The organism is bacterium SCSIO 12844 (genome assembly GCA_024397935.1).
Taxonomy (GTDB): Bacteria; Pseudomonadota; Gammaproteobacteria; order Francisellales; family Francisellaceae; genus M0027.
In genome coordinates this window covers 2,359,397-2,376,593 of record CP073743.1, presented here as the reverse complement: position 1 = coordinate 2,376,593, position 17,197 = coordinate 2,359,397, and the positions used below count along the sequence as shown (strand labels likewise).

The following is a 17,197-nucleotide window of genomic DNA, read 5'->3' as shown; positions in this document are numbered from 1 at the left end:
CACAGAGTGATTCATTGTGGGTTGGTTTGATCTGAAAATTTATCAATCATCTCTTTAGCATGGGCAATGGTTTGGCTTGTTAAATCAATACCACCAATAATATTAGCTATGGCTTTAATGCGTTCATCTTTATCTAGTTCTTTAATAAAGGAGCGTGTTTTATTATTTGTTTGTTTTTTATAAACATGCAAATGTTGATGGCCTTGTGATGCAACCTGTGCTTGATGTGTAATACATAAAATTTGCGCTTTTTTAGATAAAATTGATAGTAATTGACCAACGATTTCAGCAGTTGCACCACTAATACCAACATCAACTTCATCAAATATTAAAGTAGGTGGGGCTACTTTTTCACAAGCAATGACATTAATAGTTAATCCAATGCGTGATAGCTCACCACCTGATGCAATTTTTTGAATTGGCATTAAAGGCTGCCCTTGATTAAATGAGATCATAAACTCACAGTTTTCTATACCAGTTTCATTTCGGTCACTTAATGGTGTAAAGATAATTTCAAATTCTGCTTTTGGGATATTTAACTTGCGTATATGATCTTTCGTTCGTTTTGCAAATGATTTGGCAGCATTTCTACGTTTATCAGAAAGTACTTTAGCAGCCTTGTCATATTCATTTTCTGCTTGTGTTTTTTTATCTAGTAACTGTTTAATTTCATTATCAATGGTATTTAGTTGATTGAGACGATTTTGTAACTGATTTTGATGATCGTAAAGTTGATGAATATCTATTTTATGTTTTCTGGCAATATTATGGATTTGTGAAAGGCGTTCATTGATGGTTTCTAATGCTTCAGGATTAATCTCAATATTATTTTTTAATTGATTGAGTTCAGCATAAGCTTCTTTAGTGAGTAAATTTGCTTGTTCAAGCATTTGTAGCGGGCTTTCAATGGCTTTTTGATTGAAATTTGCTTGAGAAAGTGAATAAATAATTTCATCTAGTTGGCCAATTAAATTTTCATCATTTTCATATAAATTAGTACAGATATGATGTAGCTTATCGAGTTGCTCTGTAGCATGTGCTAACTCATTTTGGCGTTGATTAAGTGTTTCAATTTCATCAGCATTAAGTGATAGTTCATCTAGTTCATTTAATTGATAAGCTAATAATGATTGTTCAGTTTCTGCCTGTTTTTGTTTTAAATAGAGTTTATTAAGTTCTTTGTTGATTAATCCAATTGCATGAAAATTCGATTTAACTGAATCAACTAACTTAGGTTCATTCATATAAGTATCTAATTTAATTAGCTGCTCTTTCGGACTTAATAAATCATAATGTGCATGCTGACCATAAATACCAATTAACAGCCTTGATAAATTTTTAACTTGAGATAGTGTTACAGGAAATCCATTAATATAGGCTTTGGATAAACCATCTTTTTTTAATACGCGCCTTAAAATACATTCATCATTATTAGTATTAAGCTCATTATTTTTAAGCCATTTTTTGGCGTTTTGTATTGATTGTATATCAAAGACCGCAGTAATGGTTGTTTTCTCTTTTTCATTTAAAAGTGCTTTATCACATCGAGCACCAAGCGCTAATTCTAATGCATCAAGTAAAATGGATTTACCAGCACCCGTTTCCCCGGTAATGACAGTCATACCATGATTAAAATGAATATGTCCCGATTCAATAATAGCGAAATGATCAATACTTAGTGAATTTAGCATCGTTTTTTATCTTTAATCCCTTTTAATTTGTTAATTATTGTAGTTAAATATTCATCTTAAAGATAGTTTTATGGGTTAATCTTAATGTCAGAGGGCCAAATATACCAATATAGTCATAGGGTGTTGGGCGTTTTTAGTTTAAGGTTTAAGTATGGGTAATTGTAATACAGTTCTTAAATTTTTGATTACTTATTGCCATTTTAGCCATTGAAATGGTCATTTTATTTTTAATATTTTTGAAATAATTTCAATATTTATTTTTTATAGCTGTCAAGCTATTCTTATTTAATACTTAATGAAAATGGAATTTCATTATAATTATTGACAAGGATATTTTATGGGTTTAAGTGATAATAGTGAAAATTCATTTAAAATGCCTCAGTTACAAGAAAATTGGGTTAAAGGGTTGCCTGATATATTTGTAAGGCGAGTAATTTGGGGTGAACAAAAGCGAAATGATGCTTGGCAAGATGCCAATCTTTACTTTGAAAGAAATCTAAATGAAAAAAAATATAAGCTTTGTTATAAGAGTGAAGATAAAGATCAATTACAAAGTCAATTTTATTATTTTGAAATCATTAATACTAGGCGATATTTAATTAGTGATTATTATGATATTACAGGGGAATATAAAGACTTAGAAAGATCAATTAAACTAGCAGAGGATGAAGAAGGTAATCCTTATTTAATTGATTTTAGTGGCTGTCAAGGCGAGCCTATTATCCACCCTTATGGTGTATTGTTGACACAGTATATGAAAGAAGCGCTAAAAAGTGGGCAAAGAATTGATGAAGATGAGTTTTCAACAAAAATTAGCTCTGCAAGTGAACGTGCAGGAATAAGCACTCTAGTTTCAACGAAAAAGTTACTTGAGTGTGCTTTTGTAGATACTGAAAAAAATATATTTTTTATTCAGAATGATTTAAAAATTATTGCTGATTTAATCATTAATGGTTTAAAAAAAATAAGAACAACAGCACAAGGTGATGATAAGAAAGACTATGCTAATGAAACGATTTCACAATTAAAAAACCTTAAAAACTTAACTAGAGAAACCTTACGTTTGATACTTTTAACATCATATCGAGTAGCTAGTCATCAAGATGGTATGTTTAGTTTTGGTAGGTCATTCTCAACAATAACAAACTCTTCACAAGAGTCAGATCCATATTTTAACTTAGCAAGTCAACTATTAAATATCGATGCTAAAGAGATAGAAATAGCAAAAGGTAATGATTTTGTAGCACTAGAAAGACTGGGAGTTAAACGGTTTGCTGAAATTAAAACATTGATGGAATGTAAAACAGCTAATTTAATTTTTTTTACTGAAGAGATAAATACTGAATTGAAAGAAGATTTATCACTGAAAGTCTAATTTTTATATCAATTTTCATTAATTAATAAAGGAGGATTAATCTAATGGGATTAGAAAATGACAGTAAAGATAAAGGTATACAAAATGAGCGTCATGAAAGTATTATAGAGCGACAAGCTAGAGAAATAGAGGCGTTAAAAGCTAAGTTAATGCTATTAGAAAGTCGAGTAGAAAAGACAGAAACAAAGAAAGAGGAAAAAGAGCAGGAAGATAGTTTTCAAGACTTTGGAACTTATTTAAAAGAAAATAAAGGAAAGCTTACTCGAGAACATCAATTTAATTTAGCATTTCAATTACTATTTATTGTTAGAGATTTACATAAAAGAGAGGGAGCTAATGCTAGATTAAGAATAGTTTGCCCTGGTAGTTTTAAAATAAATGCACAAGGAAAAATTAGTTTAAAGGATCAGGGTCAAGAATATAGTCCTAACTGGGATGAAAAGCCAATTTTCTATGCAAGATCTAATTATGATGCTGAAAATATATGGAAATCTCATTTATATAGCATTTTAAGAATGATAGGGTTGCCTGAAAAATTTCATATAGAAAAAATAGTTAATGATATTAGTATTGATATCAATTTTCATCGCAATCAGTCAGATCATGTTGGGACAATATTTCGCTATAATGAAGCTAGTGCTGTTGTAAGTTATGCTAAAGGAATGCAATTAACATTACCTGTTGGTGATACAATAGATGATGTAATTAAAGATATGATGTTATTGCAAAATTATTGGCTGGAGGCAACATTTTCAAGTGAAGCGCAAAAGTTTATCAATCAAATACCAAGTGCTTTATCCAATATGTCTGAAATATATGGCCAACAGTTTGATTTATTTATGCAAGAATATATGCCACGTTATATGACTGGAGTAAATGAAAAAGAAGTTAAACATGTATTAGGCCCATCTCATTTAGAGGAAGAAAGTCATATAGATCAAAACTTATTAGAAATAGTTAATCATAAAGTAGCTGATTTAGTTAATCTCTTAAAAGGGTTTATGCAAACAGCTTTAGAAGAAGTATTAGAATTCACATCAGATAAAGTTAAAAAGCATTACGCTAATATGACTTTAAAACAAGTGAAAGAATTACCTAATACAGTAGAGTCTATTTCTAAAATAAAGGAAGTAATTTTACAGGCGCTTATTATTTTTAATCATCAAGTTGGCTGGGTTAGTTCAGATGAGACAACTGCATATAAAGAATCAAAAAGAATGTTTACTGCTTTAAAGAATACGATTAATGGTGCTTCTATTGGTATTAAGCTCTCAGATGAAGATTGGCAAAATGCGCAAAGTGGCAAGCTGGATGAATTAAAACAACGACATTCAGAAATGAATTTAATGACTTATCAACAATGGGATCAAACACACCCACAAGAAGAAAAAGAAAATTCTTCCTATTGGGGAGCATTGAATTTTTTTCAGAAAAAGGATGAAGAACGTCAGTTGGTGAAAACGGATGGGACGTTAGATTTAGAATAAACAAGGAGAGATAAAATGCCATTACCAAATGTTAATAAACCAAAGTCAATTAGGGATCAATTATCTGATCCAAAAAAAACACAATATATTAAAGAAATAGAATTTGCAGAAAGAAGTCTAGTCGTTGATGAGTCAATTACTTTAAAGCACAGCTTAGGTGAAAGTACAAAAATATGTTTAGCACAAGATAAAAAGGATGGAAATTTTTATTGGCTAAAGGCTCAACCAGTAGAGAAAAGTTATGTTGTACATACAGATTATGCTGCATCAATTGGTATTGCACCTTCAACTGAAATTAATGATCCAGAAAAAAAAGAGAAGCAGATTGGATTTTTATATCCCTATGGTCAACGATTGGATCAATATTTAGAAAGTTTTAAAACTAAAAAACAACAGAGTGAAGTGACTGATGATGATGAAACTAAGTTAGTTATTGATATATATCTTAAATTAAGAGAGTTAGCCTATATGGGTATTCTTCACAAAGGTATTAATTCAGAAAATATAATGATTGACCCTAAAGGGGATATTCATTTTATTAATTTTGAAGAAGCAAAGAAAAGTAAAAAAATAGAAGATCAACAACAGAACATTATATCTATTGCTAAAATATTTGGTTTTGAAAATGCTGGTTTATCTAATCATATTGACCTTGTAATTATTGGTTTAATCAATACAAGATTTGGTATTTATCTAAGTAAAGACCAAGAAATGGCATTAGAAAAAGTTTCAATAGCTAGAGAGCTTATAATTAGCATGTATCAAATAGATGAAAATAATATTAATCAAGTTTTTTTAGAGTCACTATTTGCTACTTTGTTTAAGCATAAAAAACATAGTGCGATAAACGTAACTAATTCACAGCAGGAAATTAATATCGATGAAATCATTGATAGCTTACTGAGAGTAAAGCAATCAATGTTGGGTCAGCAAAAAATGACTATTCTAATAGATAGAATGATTGTTAATTTAATAATAAATCATCAGTTAGGTGCTAAGCTTCATCCAAGCCAGCAGGAGGTACTTGATAATAATGATGAGATAAGAACTATCATTGTTAATGCTTATAAAACAGAAAAAGGCGCGATTAATCAGAAATTTTTAGAATCATTATTTGCTCAAATACCAACATGTACAGCAAATGTAACTTTAAAAGATGCACATAAACCAAAAGAAAATGACTATGATAAGTTAATTGTTATACAAAATTTAGTTAAAACTGGCCTAAGGAAATTAGCTTATGACAGCCCAGATAGTGAAGCTAATAATGTCAAAACTAATTTATATAAGCAATTATTTAAAGATATTAATTCAAAGTGTTTGGATAGAAATGAGCTACTTTTATTATTGTCTCAATTAGACGAACTTGAGCTGTTAGACCATCAGTTTGATCAAGCTGGTCCAAAGATTGAATCATTACATAATTTGGAAATACAAACGGCTAAAAATTTATTAAATTATTATGTAAATAAAAATCAGGTTAAGGTATCTGATTTACAAGTAGGCTTTGTTGCTAATGCATTAAAAGTAGCATTATATAATGTTCGTGAGCAAGCAAATGGCACACTTGATGATGTTTTAAACCAATTTATTGATGAAACGGCTTTAGAGTTGGAAAATTCAAAAACATTAACATTAGATAGTCTTAAGGAAACTTATTATCAAATATTACGTGTAGTAACGCACAGTCCTTCCAATCGGTATATGTGGGCTGCAAGCGCACCGTCATATATTGCTTGTCAGGATTTTTTAAAAGTTGCTGAAGATATATTAGGTATTGACTATTATAAGGAAAAAAAACCAATTATGTATTATGATAAATCTTACCTTTCAGAGTTTAATATATTAACTTACGATGAATTAAAAGTTAAATATAATGGATCAAGTGCTCAAGCACAAAAGGCTGAAACACCAATTGGAAAACAAGAATTTAAATCAGAAGAAACAAATAAACCATTCCATAAGCAAGGTGAAATAGCAGCTGAATTAGCTAAAAATCAACAACAGAGAACTCCATTATCGCCAGATCAATAGCTTTTTTAATTATACTGCGCTAAATAAAACGTAGCACCTTTTAGTTGAGGGTCTTCTTTTTTATGTTGAATAATTTTAAAATGATGCTTTTTAAGTAAGCTTTCATAAGCCTTTGGTGAAAGGGATGCATGATACAGTTCAATACCGCCATTATCGCTGTATACTTCACCTTCACTTGGTCCGGCAGTAAAAAGTAGATAACCGTCTTTTTTGATATGTTGTTCAAAAACACCAAACATAAGCTTTTGATCTTCAGGTGGCAAGTGGAAAAAGCTATGCCAGGCAAGAATAACATCAAATTTTTGATTTAGTTTAAGTACTCGCATATCTTTTAAAATCAATTGGCACTTTGGAAACGCTTTTTTGGCAATTTCAATCATTTTTATACTGGCATCTACCCCTGTAATTTCAAATCCTTGATCATAGAAATACGCTAAGATAGGCTTACCATTACCACAACCAAGATCAAGAATCCTTGCAGAAGGTTTAATATGTTGAATAATCCAATCGAGATAAGGTTTTTCAAATAATTCATTTGAGCGATGTTTGGAGAACCAGTCAGCAATTTGATTATATGATTGATAAACTGATTTAGGGTTGCTTTTAGGCATGATGGATAAGGATATGATTATAAATTACTTATTAGTATATCAGTTAAGACTTAAAAATAAATTAAATCATTTCGATGATAACGAAGATAAGTACGATACGAAAGACCCAAATTGATATTTTTTCTGGACATTTCTTGACGATTTTAACACCAATTGGTGTACCGATTAAAGAGCCAACTAATAAACCAATAAAAGCTGGCAAATAAAGATAACCTAAGCTGTAAGCGGGTAAACTAGAAGCATGTAAGCTAGTAGCGACAGTGGCAACAGTTGCAAAAAATCCCATTGGAAATGCGAGCGTTGCAGACATAGCAGCTGCATTTTTCATAGGATAATGATAGTGTTGCATATAAGGGTTAACAACACCTGAGCCGCCAATGCCGACTAAACTAGCTAACATACCTGTTGCAGCCCCCATGGTTGCACAAGATACTTTAGATGGCATAATTGGGTTATGATGATGCTTGTCAAGGTTAATAAAAGTTTTGATAAATACAGAAATAATAACCAATAAAAATATAATTTTTATTGCTTCACTTGGAATAATTTTTCCTAATAAAGCACCAACAATGGCTCCAATTAGTATGGTTGGAATAGCAAATTTTACAATTGGATAGATGATATTTCTCTGACGATGATGCTTATAAGAACTATATAAAGCATTAACCATAATAAAGGCTAGTGACGTTGCAACAGCCAAATGCATGGCAATTGGAAACGGGATATGTTGATATTGACTGATCCAAAGCATTAATGGAATGATGATGACACCACCACCAGCACCTATCCAGCCTGCTAGGATGCCTGCAATAATTCCAGCTATGATATAGGTAATTAAAATCATTTTAACAATCCTCATTTTATTATTGTTTATTATTGTTGTTAATTGATGATGATCAGTTTATTGTGTTTGTATAAATTACTCAAATGAATTAAAATTATATATAACATTCCAAAATAGAATAATAAGAGGTATCTATATGAAATATATTGAAACATTTCTAGCTATTGTTGATTATGGTTCGTTTACCGAAGCCTCTGAACGCTTATTTTTAACTCAGCCAACGATTACAAAGCGTATTGCTCAATTAGAAGAAAAGCTTAATAATGAACTATTTAAGAGAGTTGGTCATAAAGTATATTTAACCGATGCAGGTGAGGCTTTTTTACCTTATGCAAGAAAAATTCAACAAAACTGGACAGATACGATTAATTTAATGGCTGAATATAATAAGGATGTAATAGGAACATTAGTCTTGCGCTGTAACTATCATTTAGGCTTATATGTATTTCCTAAGATTATGAAAGAGTATATGGCATGTTATCCCAAAGTTAATTTAGAGATGGATTTTAATGACTCATATTCAATTATTGAAGAAGTAATTGATTATAAGGCAGAAATAGGCTTAATTACATTATTAGATAAACTGCCTGAGGAAATTGAATATACAAAAATAAGAACATCCAATATGTTGGTTGCAATAGCAGTATCACATCCATTTTGGAATGAAAAAGGTAGTTATTTATCCAGGTTGGCTAAAGTACCAGTAATTACGCCTAAAAAGCAAAATCAATACCATAGTAAATTACATCAACTCATTGAAAAAATTAACATTCAGCCACCAGAGATTACAAATATCAATATGATTGAAGCGATTAAGCAGTTAGTTGAAACAGGGTTAGGTTGGTCAATTTTACACGATTATATGCTTAATGATCGACTAAAAGAAATTCCTGTTTTAGATCAGCCATTAAAAATAAGTGCAGGCATTATCTATCGAAAAGATATTGTGTTATCAAAACCAGCTAAGAAAATGATTGAAACTGCATTAAAGTTAGAGTTATTTGCCAATACAGAAGGATGAAAAAATTTCACCTAATAGGTCATCTGCTGTAAATGCACCGGTTATTGATGATAAAGCATTTTGTGCTAATTTTAATTCTTCAGCTAATAATTCACCATGATGATATGTTAAGTGTTCAAAGCCACTATTTAAATGGTTTAAAGCAGATTCTAATGCTTGAATATGACGTGATCGTGCAGTAAAAAGGCTTTCATTGGTTGCCTTAAATCCGATAATTTCTAAGAGTTTATTCTTTAGTTTTTCAATACCATAGCCAGTTTTAGCAGAGATATGGATGCTGTTATCACTGTCTTTAGGTAATTCACTGAGTAAATCAATTTTATTATAAATATTAATTGTAGGGATGTTATCAGTTAATGTGTCAAATTTAGCTAGATTAGTTGGTATTTTAGATTTAGCAGTTGGTTCAGCCATTTCATTAACATCATTAACTAATAAAATACAGTCAGCTTCTTCTATTGCGGTTAATGCACGTTTAATACCTTCTTGTTCAACTAGGTCATAACTTTCTCTTAAGCCAGCAGTGTCAATAATATGTAATGGTAAACCGTTAATATGAATATGTTCTTTTAAAACATCACGTGTTGTGCCTGCAATGTCTGTAACAATGGCTGACTCTTTACCAGATAATGTATTTAAAAGACTTGATTTGCCTGCATTTGGCTTTCCAGCAATAACAACCGTCATACCTTCTCTGAGTATGGCGCCTTGGCGGGAAGTATCAATAATTTCATCAACTTGCTTTTGCAAATTTTTTAACTTACCTTCAATATGGCCATCAGATAAGAAGTCAATTTCTTCATCGGGAAAATCAATCGCACTTTCTACGTAAGTTCTTAAATAGATTAACTGCTCAACTAATTGATTAATTTGTTTAGAAAAAACACCTTCTAAGGAGCGCATTGCCGATTTGGCAGCATTTTCAGATGAAGCGGCAATTAAATCTGCAATTGCTTCAGCTTGAGTAAGATCGAGCTTTTCATTTAAAAAAGCACGTTCTGAAAATTCACCAGGTTTAGCAAGTAGTGCGCCATGTTTAAGGGCTGTTTTAATGATTAAGTCCATAACAACAGGACCACCATGGCCCTGAAGCTCGACAATATCTTCACCAGTAAATGAATTAGGTGCTTTAAAGTAGATGGCAATACCTTGGTCAATGACTTGTTCGTTATGATCATAAAAGTTTAGGTAATGAGCATGACGTGCTTCTAACTTAGTTTGAGTTAATTGACAACCAATTGTATAAGCAGTATTGCCAGATAAGCGAATAACGCCAATGCTTCCTCTTCCAGGTGGGGTTGCTAAAGCAACAATGGTTTCTTTTTGTTTTAGCATAAATTACAACTACTCAAAACTATTATGGTTAAAGGATTAGAGAAATTGTAACGAATTAGAGAATTAATAAAAAGGATAATGTTAAGTTTATCTATGCTATCTTAAATGAAGTACTTTTTCACGTAAACTTTTACCTGGCTTAAAATGGATGGCATATTGTGTAGCACCAGGGATAACTTGTCCAGTTTTAGGGTTGCGTACAACTTTATTTTTATGTTCATGCACTTCAAAACTACCAAATCCTCTAATCTCAATACGACGATTTCTAGCTAAAGCTTGTGACATAACATTAACGATTGTTTTAACTGCTTCTGCAGCTTGTTCATTATGCACTTGAACTTGATGACTGAGCTTTTTAATAATCTCAGATCTTGTCACATAGTTACTGCTCATAGGTCAACCCTTTTTTTATTGCTGATAATTTATAAATAGTTGATAAATCTTCTTTTTGCAACTTTTTTATAGGCTTATTTGATCTCATCATGATCAATTGTCCTGCCATGATGTTCTTCATTATTTTGCTGATTATATTCTTGTTGCTTTTCTTGCATTGCCTTTAAATGCTTCATAATACGATAGCGTAAAATGATTACATAAATAACACCAACAACGGCAATTGCTAAAAATAGCGGAAAAAAAACAACAAAGAAAACAGCAGCAAGCACAATAATTGCGATTAATGTTAAAATTGATTTGACAGTAGAATTCATGATAAATACTCTTAGCTTTTAGTTTTTCTAGCCAATATAATGTTTAAATTTATAAACAGTGATTATACTTAAATTAAGCTGAAATTGATATATGATTAATATAATTTAAGCTAATATTCAGTTAAGTGGAGTTTGTAATGAAGAAATTGATTTGTCGATTGACTTTTTTAGCCATATTAGGGCTACTTTTAAGTGCTTGTTCTAGCGATGATAACTCATCTGTTTCGAATAAATTTAAGTCAGCATCAGATGATGTGGTGTCAGCGTCGAAAAAAGCTGCTAGTGCAACCTCACAAGCAGCTGGTAATACTTGGGATGCTACAAAAGATACAGCTAAAGAAATCAATAAATGATTAGAATGCTATACCCGATTAGTTGAATTAATATAAAAAAATCGCTGTTTTTCTAAGTGATAGGCAGCAAGCTTACCACCCCAAACACATCCATAGTCTAAAGCAATTACACTAAATAAGCCTGTTTTACCTTCCAGTGCAGCCCAATGACCAAATAACAAAATATCTAAATCATCTAATTGAAAGTTAGGAATTATAAACCAAGGAACTAAATGATTAGGAATTAAATCAATTGGACCTTTAAAATTAAGATCAAGTCGAGCTGCATGGTCACATAATCGCATGCGAGTTAAATAATTAATAATGCATCGAAGTCTGTCAACACCTTCTAATTGGTCATTCCATAAATCAGGTTTATTTCCGTAGAGATGCTTTAATAATTGATGAATATTTTCAGATGTTAGCGCTTCGGTTACTTCATCGGCATATGCTTGAGTATCAGAGGTACTCCAAAAGGCAGGAATGCCCGCATGTGTTAAATGATAGTTTGCATGGTTTAAATAAAGTGGTAAATGTCTTAGATATTCAATTAGATCAATTTTATCTTTAGCGTTTAAGATCGGCATTAATGTATCAGAAGGTTTATGATTGGCATATCCATAAGCAATTGCAAGGAGATGTAAATCATGATTACCTAAAACACAATGGATTGCTTGATGGTTTTTAGTAACAAAACGAAGAACTTCAAGTGATTGAGGGCCTCGATTAACTAAATCACCTGATAGTAATAGTTGATCGTTCTTAGGGTTAAATTCAATTAACTCTAATAGTGCCATAAATTCACGATAACAACCTTGGATATCACCAATTGCATATACACTCATAGATTTGCCACATAATTACTAATTGCTACGAATGACTCAAGTTCTAGGTTTTCTGCTCTTAATTTAGGGTTAATATTGACTTGTTTAAAATCATCAGCATTTAAGAATAATTTTAAGCTATTACTAATAGTTTTTCTACGTTGTTGAAATGCATGGAATACAACACGCTCAAATATATGATAATCTTCTAACTTTAGGCGATTTTTTTTAGGTTTTAGTCGAATAACAGCAGAATCTACTTTTGGCTGAGGCTTAAATGCACTTGGTGGTACATTGATTATGTGCTCAATATGACAAAAATAGCTGATAATAACACTTAAACGGCCGTAAGTTTTATTATTTGGTGATGCGCATAATCGATCGATAACTTCCTTTTGCAGCATAAAAATCATTGATTCAAATAGGTGGGTATACTGCATTAAGTGAATTAATAATGGTGTTGAAATATTATAGGGTAAATTACCAATTAATTTATTTTGAGTAGACACTGTGGTATTAATAAGTTGACTGTAATCAGTTTTTAGTGCGTCTTGATTCAAAATGTTAATTTGATTATTGTTATCAATTTCATGAAGGTAAGGAATAACATCTTTATCGATTTCAATTACATTGAGATGCTTAAGCTTAGCTAATAAAAGTTTAGTTAAAGCACCCAGCCCTGGTCCAATTTCAGTAACGTTATTATCTTGTTTAAATTCACCAGCATCAATGATTCGATTAATAATATATGGATCAACTAAAAAGTTTTGTCCAAAACGTTTTTTAGCTTGGTGTTTCATTAACTGTCTAATTCCGGCATATTTAATTCAGGAATTAATATTTTAACGTAGGCTTCACCTCTTAATGATAATTGCCAGTTTTTTACCATCTGCTCTGCTTTTTGGCGAAATAAAATATTAGCTGCTTGCATATGTAAATAGTTTTTAGTGTCATCTGTTTTACGTTTGGCTAAAACCTTAATAATTTGCCATGTATCTCCAACTTGAAATGGTTGACTTACTTTACCAATTGGTGTTGTTTCAATCATATGAGCTAATTCTGGCGCTACTTGGTTTAAATTAACCCAGCCAAGATCGCCTCCTTTTGATGCAACATCATAGTTTTGTGTATTGGCTTTGGCAAGTTCTGAAAATGATTTATTATTATCCAATGCGATAATGATTCGTTCTAATTGAGCTTTAGCTTGTTGTGTATTAAGAATTGGTGTTAATTTAAGTAATATTTGTTCAACATGATACTGTTCAATCCAGTGCTTTTGGTTGTCCTTCACCTGAATATTATTTAATTGTAAAATTTGTAAAGCACCATTGGCTTCAAATGGGCCTATGATTTCACCTTTTTTCATTGATGTAACTTTACCTGCATAAATAGTTGGTAACTCATCTAGCGTTTTAAAGCCAAGCTCACCACCAGATAAAGCATTACCACTTTGAGAGTATTTGCGAGCAGCTTCAAAGAAAGTGGTTTTACCGGATTTGATTTCATTAACTAATTTGCTAGCAGAGGCTTTGGCTTTTTCAATAGAATCAGGTGTTTTATCGTTAGGTAGAGGAATCAAGATATTGGAAAGATCATAACGTTTAACTGCTGGTTGTTTAAGGTGTTTTTCTACATATTGATTAATATCTTGTGGTGAGATAAAAATAGAGCCAGCAACGAGTTTTTGCTGCATTTTTTGAACGATAAGCTGCTTATGCATCGTATCATAATATTGTTGATAATTAAGGCCACTTGATTTTAATTTATCTTTTAATTGTGCTACGGTAATATGGTTTTGATCAGCAATCATTTTAATCATTTGATTAATTTCATCACCTGTCACGGTAATATGGTTTCTTTTAGCTAATTCAAGAATAATCGCTTGATTGATTAATTGTTGTAGTACTTGGCGCTTTAATGTTAAATCACCAGGTAGTGATAAACCTTGATCTTGTATTTGAGCTTTGGTTTGTTCAACGGCTTGATTTAATTGCTCAGAAGTAATGACGCCATTGTTAACAATTGCAATAATTTGATTAAAAACGGTTGCTTGATTCTCGTTGTTAGTGCTTTTAGCTGGTTGATTAAGTGAAATATTTTGTAATGTGTTTTTTGCAGTATCTTGATTATCAAGTTTTGTCTGCGTATCTGCTATGGCATTGGTTAGATAAGTAAGTGACAATGCAAATGCCAATGTAGTAAAGAATTTATTAGACATAGATATCCTGTTGAGTCAATTTTTTTAACTTTTACATGTAGTTAATTTATTATATGCATTTTAAAGCAATCAACAAGGTTTAAAAAGGTGAATCTGGTTTATAGCCATCAATTTGTGTTAAAAGGTCATTTAATTGATTAGCGCTAGAACCACCTAAGCCTTTTAGTTCAATTTGGAATACTAAAGCAGTCGATAATGGTCCAGAGACTTCTGCTGGATCATTAATATTACTACCAAAACTATTTGAAATATAGCGTTGATAAACAAATCTTGCAGCCCAACTACAAGCATCATACGAGATACCAGCAAACATATTTAGTGAGCGATTATAATTGAAAGAGTAGTTCCATAACCCAATAATTGACCAATGTTCTGTTAATTTATAAAGACCTGATAAGGTAATACTAGAGATGCTAGGCGGTGATGCACCATCAAGTAGGTCTTCAGTACTTAGTAGTGAATAATCATTAGCATTATTATTATATGCTGCATTTAAAATAAGGCCAGGATTTGGTTTGTATTGTAAGGAGTAATTTTGACTGTCTACATGCTTATCACCTATATTATAAGTCATATCAGCCTTAAATGTCCAAGCATCCAAAAAATGAATGCTAGTAAATCCCGCAACATCAGAGAAATTATCTTGATAGGTTGGGTTTTCAGTAGCAATACAGCCATCAGTTCTACATATAGATACTTTTCTATTGCTAAAATAGTGAATTTGACCAATACCACCTTCAAATAGTGGCTTGCCTTTATCTGTATCAATGCTTGTTTGTAATGCATAAGATATTTGATTAGCATTGTTGATACGGTCATAACCAGTAAATCGGTTTGTTTGAAATAAAGAAGAATAAGAAAAGCTTCTAAATGAAGAATCAAACACGGGAATATCATTTTGATCTGTATATGGAATATAAGTATAAAATAATCGAGGCTCTAAGGTTTGTTTATAACCTGAGCCATTAAAGTTAAAGTCACGATCAAAATAAAGTGCTGTATCAATATTAAATATTGGTAGGTTTCTGCTAATTGGTGTATCGGGAAAACCTGGGTCTTGAACGCTATTTTGTTCTCTATTTTGTAACCAATAGTCGGTATTTGTAAATGTTAAAGTTGGTGTAAAGTAACCCCAAGTTGCTGTTAATGGTGTTGATAAATAGGGTGCAAGATAGAGTCTTTGGCCATTAACTTGTTCTACACCATCTAGTGGCGATTTATAAAAGTAAGTAAATTGAGTGTTAGCACCATATTTAAGCCAAGTATAGTCACTTTGGGGTGTTATATTAGCACTAATTTGCGGTAAAGTTGCGTAAGGCCTATTTGCTAATGATAAAGTTGGGTCAATAACATTATAATCTAGTAATGTACCTGTGATATTCCATGTTGGGTCAGCATATTGTAGTTGAAACTCACGATTTAATAAGGTTTGGTTAGCAGAGATAATATCGTTACTATTAAAATCATTAACAAACTGATCATCGCCAACATAGTGATAGTCAAAGTAGCTCGTAAGGTTTTTGCTATAAGTACCATGAATGGTAGTATCTAATGCAGTTCTACTCATATCATCAATATCATCATGGGGCATATAAGAAAGACTAATTTGACCGCTTTGTGTTTCAGTTAAAAATCTAAGGTTGTTATTAATCATTAAACCACGGTGATTATAGAGCGTTGGTGTAATTAATAAATCATAATTAGGTGCAAGGTTGGCATAAAATGGTGTGGTAATATAATAACCACTTTCATTGTTATAGCCAGCCATTGGGTATAAAAAACCAGTTTGGCGACGATTATCAATTGGGAAATTGAAATAAGGGCTATAGAAGATTGGAAGGTCTTCAACCCATAAGACGCTATTGTAGGCTTCACCTCTGCCTGTTTCTTTATTAAGATCAATGGTAGTACCAGTAATCGTCCATGTGTCAGAAGTTGGCGGGGCTGTTGTATAGGAAGCATTTTTTAGTGAATATTTTGTTTTACTTAGTTGATGGACTACATCCGCATGACCTCTACCATAACCAGTAAAGTGCGTATATTTACAGTTGGTTGGTTGGTTTGTAGGTGATGTCAATAAACCATCACTACTTTGAGGGTTTTCACTGACATGAATTAAATAATAAGTATCTGTTAGTACGGCCGTATTTGCATTTAAATTTGCTTTGCCTTTTTGAGAGATAACTAATTGGCCAGGTTGTCTGAGACTAACATTACCAGAAGCTTCAATATTTTGTAATTTTTGAGTTTTCGGGTTTGGACTTACAGTTGCTTGGTTTGCCGTTAATGTTTGAACCCCTTTTTGTACCTCTACATTACCTTCAGCTGAAATACTACCTTCAACAGTATAATTGGCTTGTTGCGCATTTAAGCGTGTATTTTGATCAATAGGCTTTGATGGGTCATAAGTTGGAGGTTGATAATAATAACCTCCACAAATATTTTTAGGGTCATTTGTTGGTACCCATCCCAGAGCTTTGGCAAGTACAATTTGTTTTTCTGAAATATCTAAGTTTTTTTGAAATAAGGCTTGTGCATCATTATTGATTTCAAGACATAGCCATTTTCCATTTTTTACTTGGCATTCCCAGCTTTTTTGTAATGGATTTTCTCCAGATATTTTTGCTATGCTAAACCCTGGTGCAAGTAGTGAAAGTAGGGTGATTGCTAAAATCTTTTTTTTCCCTAAAGCAGATTGTTGCACCATTATAAAAA

The 17,197-nt window shown here is 31.7% G+C and carries 15 protein-coding genes; 5 read left to right on the top strand and 10 right to left on the bottom strand.

Annotation, left to right across the window (positions count from 1 at the left end; all coding sequences use genetic code 11):
* Positions 1–11: 11 nt before the first annotated feature.
* Entirely contained in the window at positions 12–1,691 is a 1,680-nt protein-coding gene (gene recN / locus KFE69_10575; GenBank protein UTW41942.1) for a DNA repair protein RecN, read from the bottom strand.
* A gap of 337 nt (positions 1,692–2,028) precedes the next feature.
* Between recN and KFE69_10570 the strand changes: the two genes are divergently transcribed.
* The 3 genes from KFE69_10570 to KFE69_10560 are packed head-to-tail and all read left to right on the top strand — an operon-like array spanning position 2,029 to position 6,587.
* Entirely contained in the window at positions 2,029–3,066 is a 1,038-nt protein-coding gene (locus tag KFE69_10570; protein ID UTW41941.1) for a hypothetical protein, read from the top strand.
* A gap of 44 nt (positions 3,067–3,110) precedes the next feature.
* Positions 3,111–4,553, top strand: a complete 1,443-nt coding sequence (locus tag KFE69_10565; protein UTW41940.1) for a hypothetical protein — start codon at positions 3,111–3,113, stop codon at positions 4,551–4,553.
* A 15-nt stretch (positions 4,554–4,568) separates the two neighbouring features.
* Complete coding sequence (locus KFE69_10560; protein ID UTW41939.1) at positions 4,569–6,587, top strand: hypothetical protein; 2,019 nt, start codon at positions 4,569–4,571, stop codon at positions 6,585–6,587.
* A 5-nt stretch (positions 6,588–6,592) separates the two neighbouring features.
* Here KFE69_10560 and KFE69_10555 read toward each other — a convergent pair whose 3' ends face one another.
* Entirely contained in the window at positions 6,593–7,198 is a 606-nt protein-coding gene (locus tag KFE69_10555) for a class I SAM-dependent methyltransferase (protein ID UTW41938.1), read from the bottom strand.
* 61 nt (positions 7,199–7,259) lie between these two features.
* Positions 7,260–8,042, bottom strand: a complete 783-nt coding sequence (locus KFE69_10550) for a sulfite exporter TauE/SafE family protein (protein ID UTW41937.1) — start codon at positions 8,040–8,042, stop codon at positions 7,260–7,262.
* A gap of 136 nt (positions 8,043–8,178) precedes the next feature.
* Between KFE69_10550 and KFE69_10545 the strand changes: the two genes are divergently transcribed.
* Positions 8,179–9,063 carry a LysR family transcriptional regulator gene (locus KFE69_10545; GenBank protein UTW41936.1) on the top strand — a complete coding sequence of 295 codons (885 nt, stop codon included), beginning with the start codon at positions 8,179–8,181 and terminating at the stop codon, positions 9,061–9,063.
* Here the strand turns inward: KFE69_10545 and mnmE are convergent.
* The 3 genes from mnmE to KFE69_10530 all read right to left on the bottom strand — a co-directional run bounded on the left by mnmE (position 9,040) and on the right by KFE69_10530 (position 11,108).
* Positions 9,040–10,398 (bottom strand): tRNA uridine-5-carboxymethylaminomethyl(34) synthesis GTPase MnmE, encoded by a 1,359-nt coding sequence (gene mnmE, locus KFE69_10540; protein UTW41935.1) that lies wholly within the window; start codon positions 10,396–10,398, stop codon positions 9,040–9,042. The genes KFE69_10545 and mnmE overlap by 24 nt on opposite strands.
* A 96-nt stretch (positions 10,399–10,494) precedes the next feature.
* Positions 10,495–10,776, bottom strand: a complete 282-nt coding sequence (locus KFE69_10535; protein ID UTW44054.1) for an integration host factor subunit beta — start codon at positions 10,774–10,776, stop codon at positions 10,495–10,497.
* Between the two features lie 89 nt (positions 10,777–10,865).
* Complete coding sequence (locus tag KFE69_10530) at positions 10,866–11,108, bottom strand: hypothetical protein (GenBank protein ID UTW41934.1); 243 nt, start codon at positions 11,106–11,108, stop codon at positions 10,866–10,868.
* 137 nt (positions 11,109–11,245) lie between these two features.
* Between KFE69_10530 and KFE69_10525 the strand changes: the two genes are divergently transcribed.
* The gene (locus tag KFE69_10525) at positions 11,246–11,461 is read left to right on the top strand and encodes a hypothetical protein (protein UTW41933.1); all 216 of its coding nucleotides are present in this window, start codon (positions 11,246–11,248) and stop codon (positions 11,459–11,461) included.
* An 8-nt stretch (positions 11,462–11,469) separates the two neighbouring features.
* Here the strand turns inward: KFE69_10525 and KFE69_10520 are convergent, their stop codons facing one another.
* The 4 genes from KFE69_10520 to KFE69_10505 form a co-directional block, all read right to left on the bottom strand.
* Entirely contained in the window at positions 11,470–12,285 is an 816-nt protein-coding gene (locus KFE69_10520) for a symmetrical bis(5'-nucleosyl)-tetraphosphatase (protein UTW41932.1), read from the bottom strand.
* Entirely contained in the window at positions 12,282–13,064 is a 783-nt protein-coding gene (gene rsmA, locus KFE69_10515; protein ID UTW41931.1) for a 16S rRNA (adenine(1518)-N(6)/adenine(1519)-N(6))-dimethyltransferase RsmA, read from the bottom strand. The genes KFE69_10520 and rsmA overlap by 4 nt, the downstream gene beginning before the upstream one ends.
* Positions 13,064–14,482: a peptidylprolyl isomerase gene (locus tag KFE69_10510; GenBank protein ID UTW41930.1), complete on the bottom strand. Its 1,419-nt coding sequence runs from the start codon at positions 14,480–14,482 to the stop codon at positions 13,064–13,066. Before KFE69_10510 ends, rsmA begins: the two co-directional genes overlap by 1 nt.
* Positions 14,483–14,561: 79 nt before the next feature.
* Entirely contained in the window at positions 14,562–17,189 is a 2,628-nt protein-coding gene (locus tag KFE69_10505) for an LPS-assembly protein LptD (protein ID UTW41929.1), read from the bottom strand.
* Between the last annotated feature and the right edge of the window lie 8 nt (positions 17,190–17,197).

Coding starts and splice junctions, on each gene's coding strand:
- KFE69_10545 (UTW41936.1), top strand. CDS start 8,179: ATGAAATATATTGAAACATTTCTAGCTATTGTTGATTATGGTTCGTTT.
- KFE69_10565 (UTW41940.1), top strand. CDS start 3,111: ATGGGATTAGAAAATGACAGTAAAGATAAAGGTATACAAAATGAGCGT.
- KFE69_10505 (UTW41929.1), bottom strand. CDS start 17,189: ATGGTGCAACAATCTGCTTTAGGGAAAAAAAAGATTTTAGCAATCACC.
- KFE69_10525 (UTW41933.1), top strand. CDS start 11,246: ATGAAGAAATTGATTTGTCGATTGACTTTTTTAGCCATATTAGGGCTA.
- KFE69_10530 (UTW41934.1), bottom strand. CDS start 11,108: ATGAATTCTACTGTCAAATCAATTTTAACATTAATCGCAATTATTGTG.
- KFE69_10550 (UTW41937.1), bottom strand. CDS start 8,042: ATGATTTTAATTACCTATATCATAGCTGGAATTATTGCAGGCATCCTA.
- KFE69_10560 (UTW41939.1), top strand. CDS start 4,569: ATGCCATTACCAAATGTTAATAAACCAAAGTCAATTAGGGATCAATTA.
- KFE69_10510 (UTW41930.1), bottom strand. CDS start 14,482: ATGTCTAATAAATTCTTTACTACATTGGCATTTGCATTGTCACTTACT.
- KFE69_10520 (UTW41932.1), bottom strand. CDS start 12,285: ATGAGTGTATATGCAATTGGTGATATCCAAGGTTGTTATCGTGAATTT.
- KFE69_10555 (UTW41938.1), bottom strand. CDS start 7,198: ATGCCTAAAAGCAACCCTAAATCAGTTTATCAATCATATAATCAAATT.
- mnmE (UTW41935.1), bottom strand. CDS start 10,398: ATGCTAAAACAAAAAGAAACCATTGTTGCTTTAGCAACCCCACCTGGA.
- KFE69_10570 (UTW41941.1), top strand. CDS start 2,029: ATGGGTTTAAGTGATAATAGTGAAAATTCATTTAAAATGCCTCAGTTA.
- rsmA (UTW41931.1), bottom strand. CDS start 13,064: ATGAAACACCAAGCTAAAAAACGTTTTGGACAAAACTTTTTAGTTGAT.
- recN (UTW41942.1), bottom strand. CDS start 1,691: ATGCTAAATTCACTAAGTATTGATCATTTCGCTATTATTGAATCGGGA.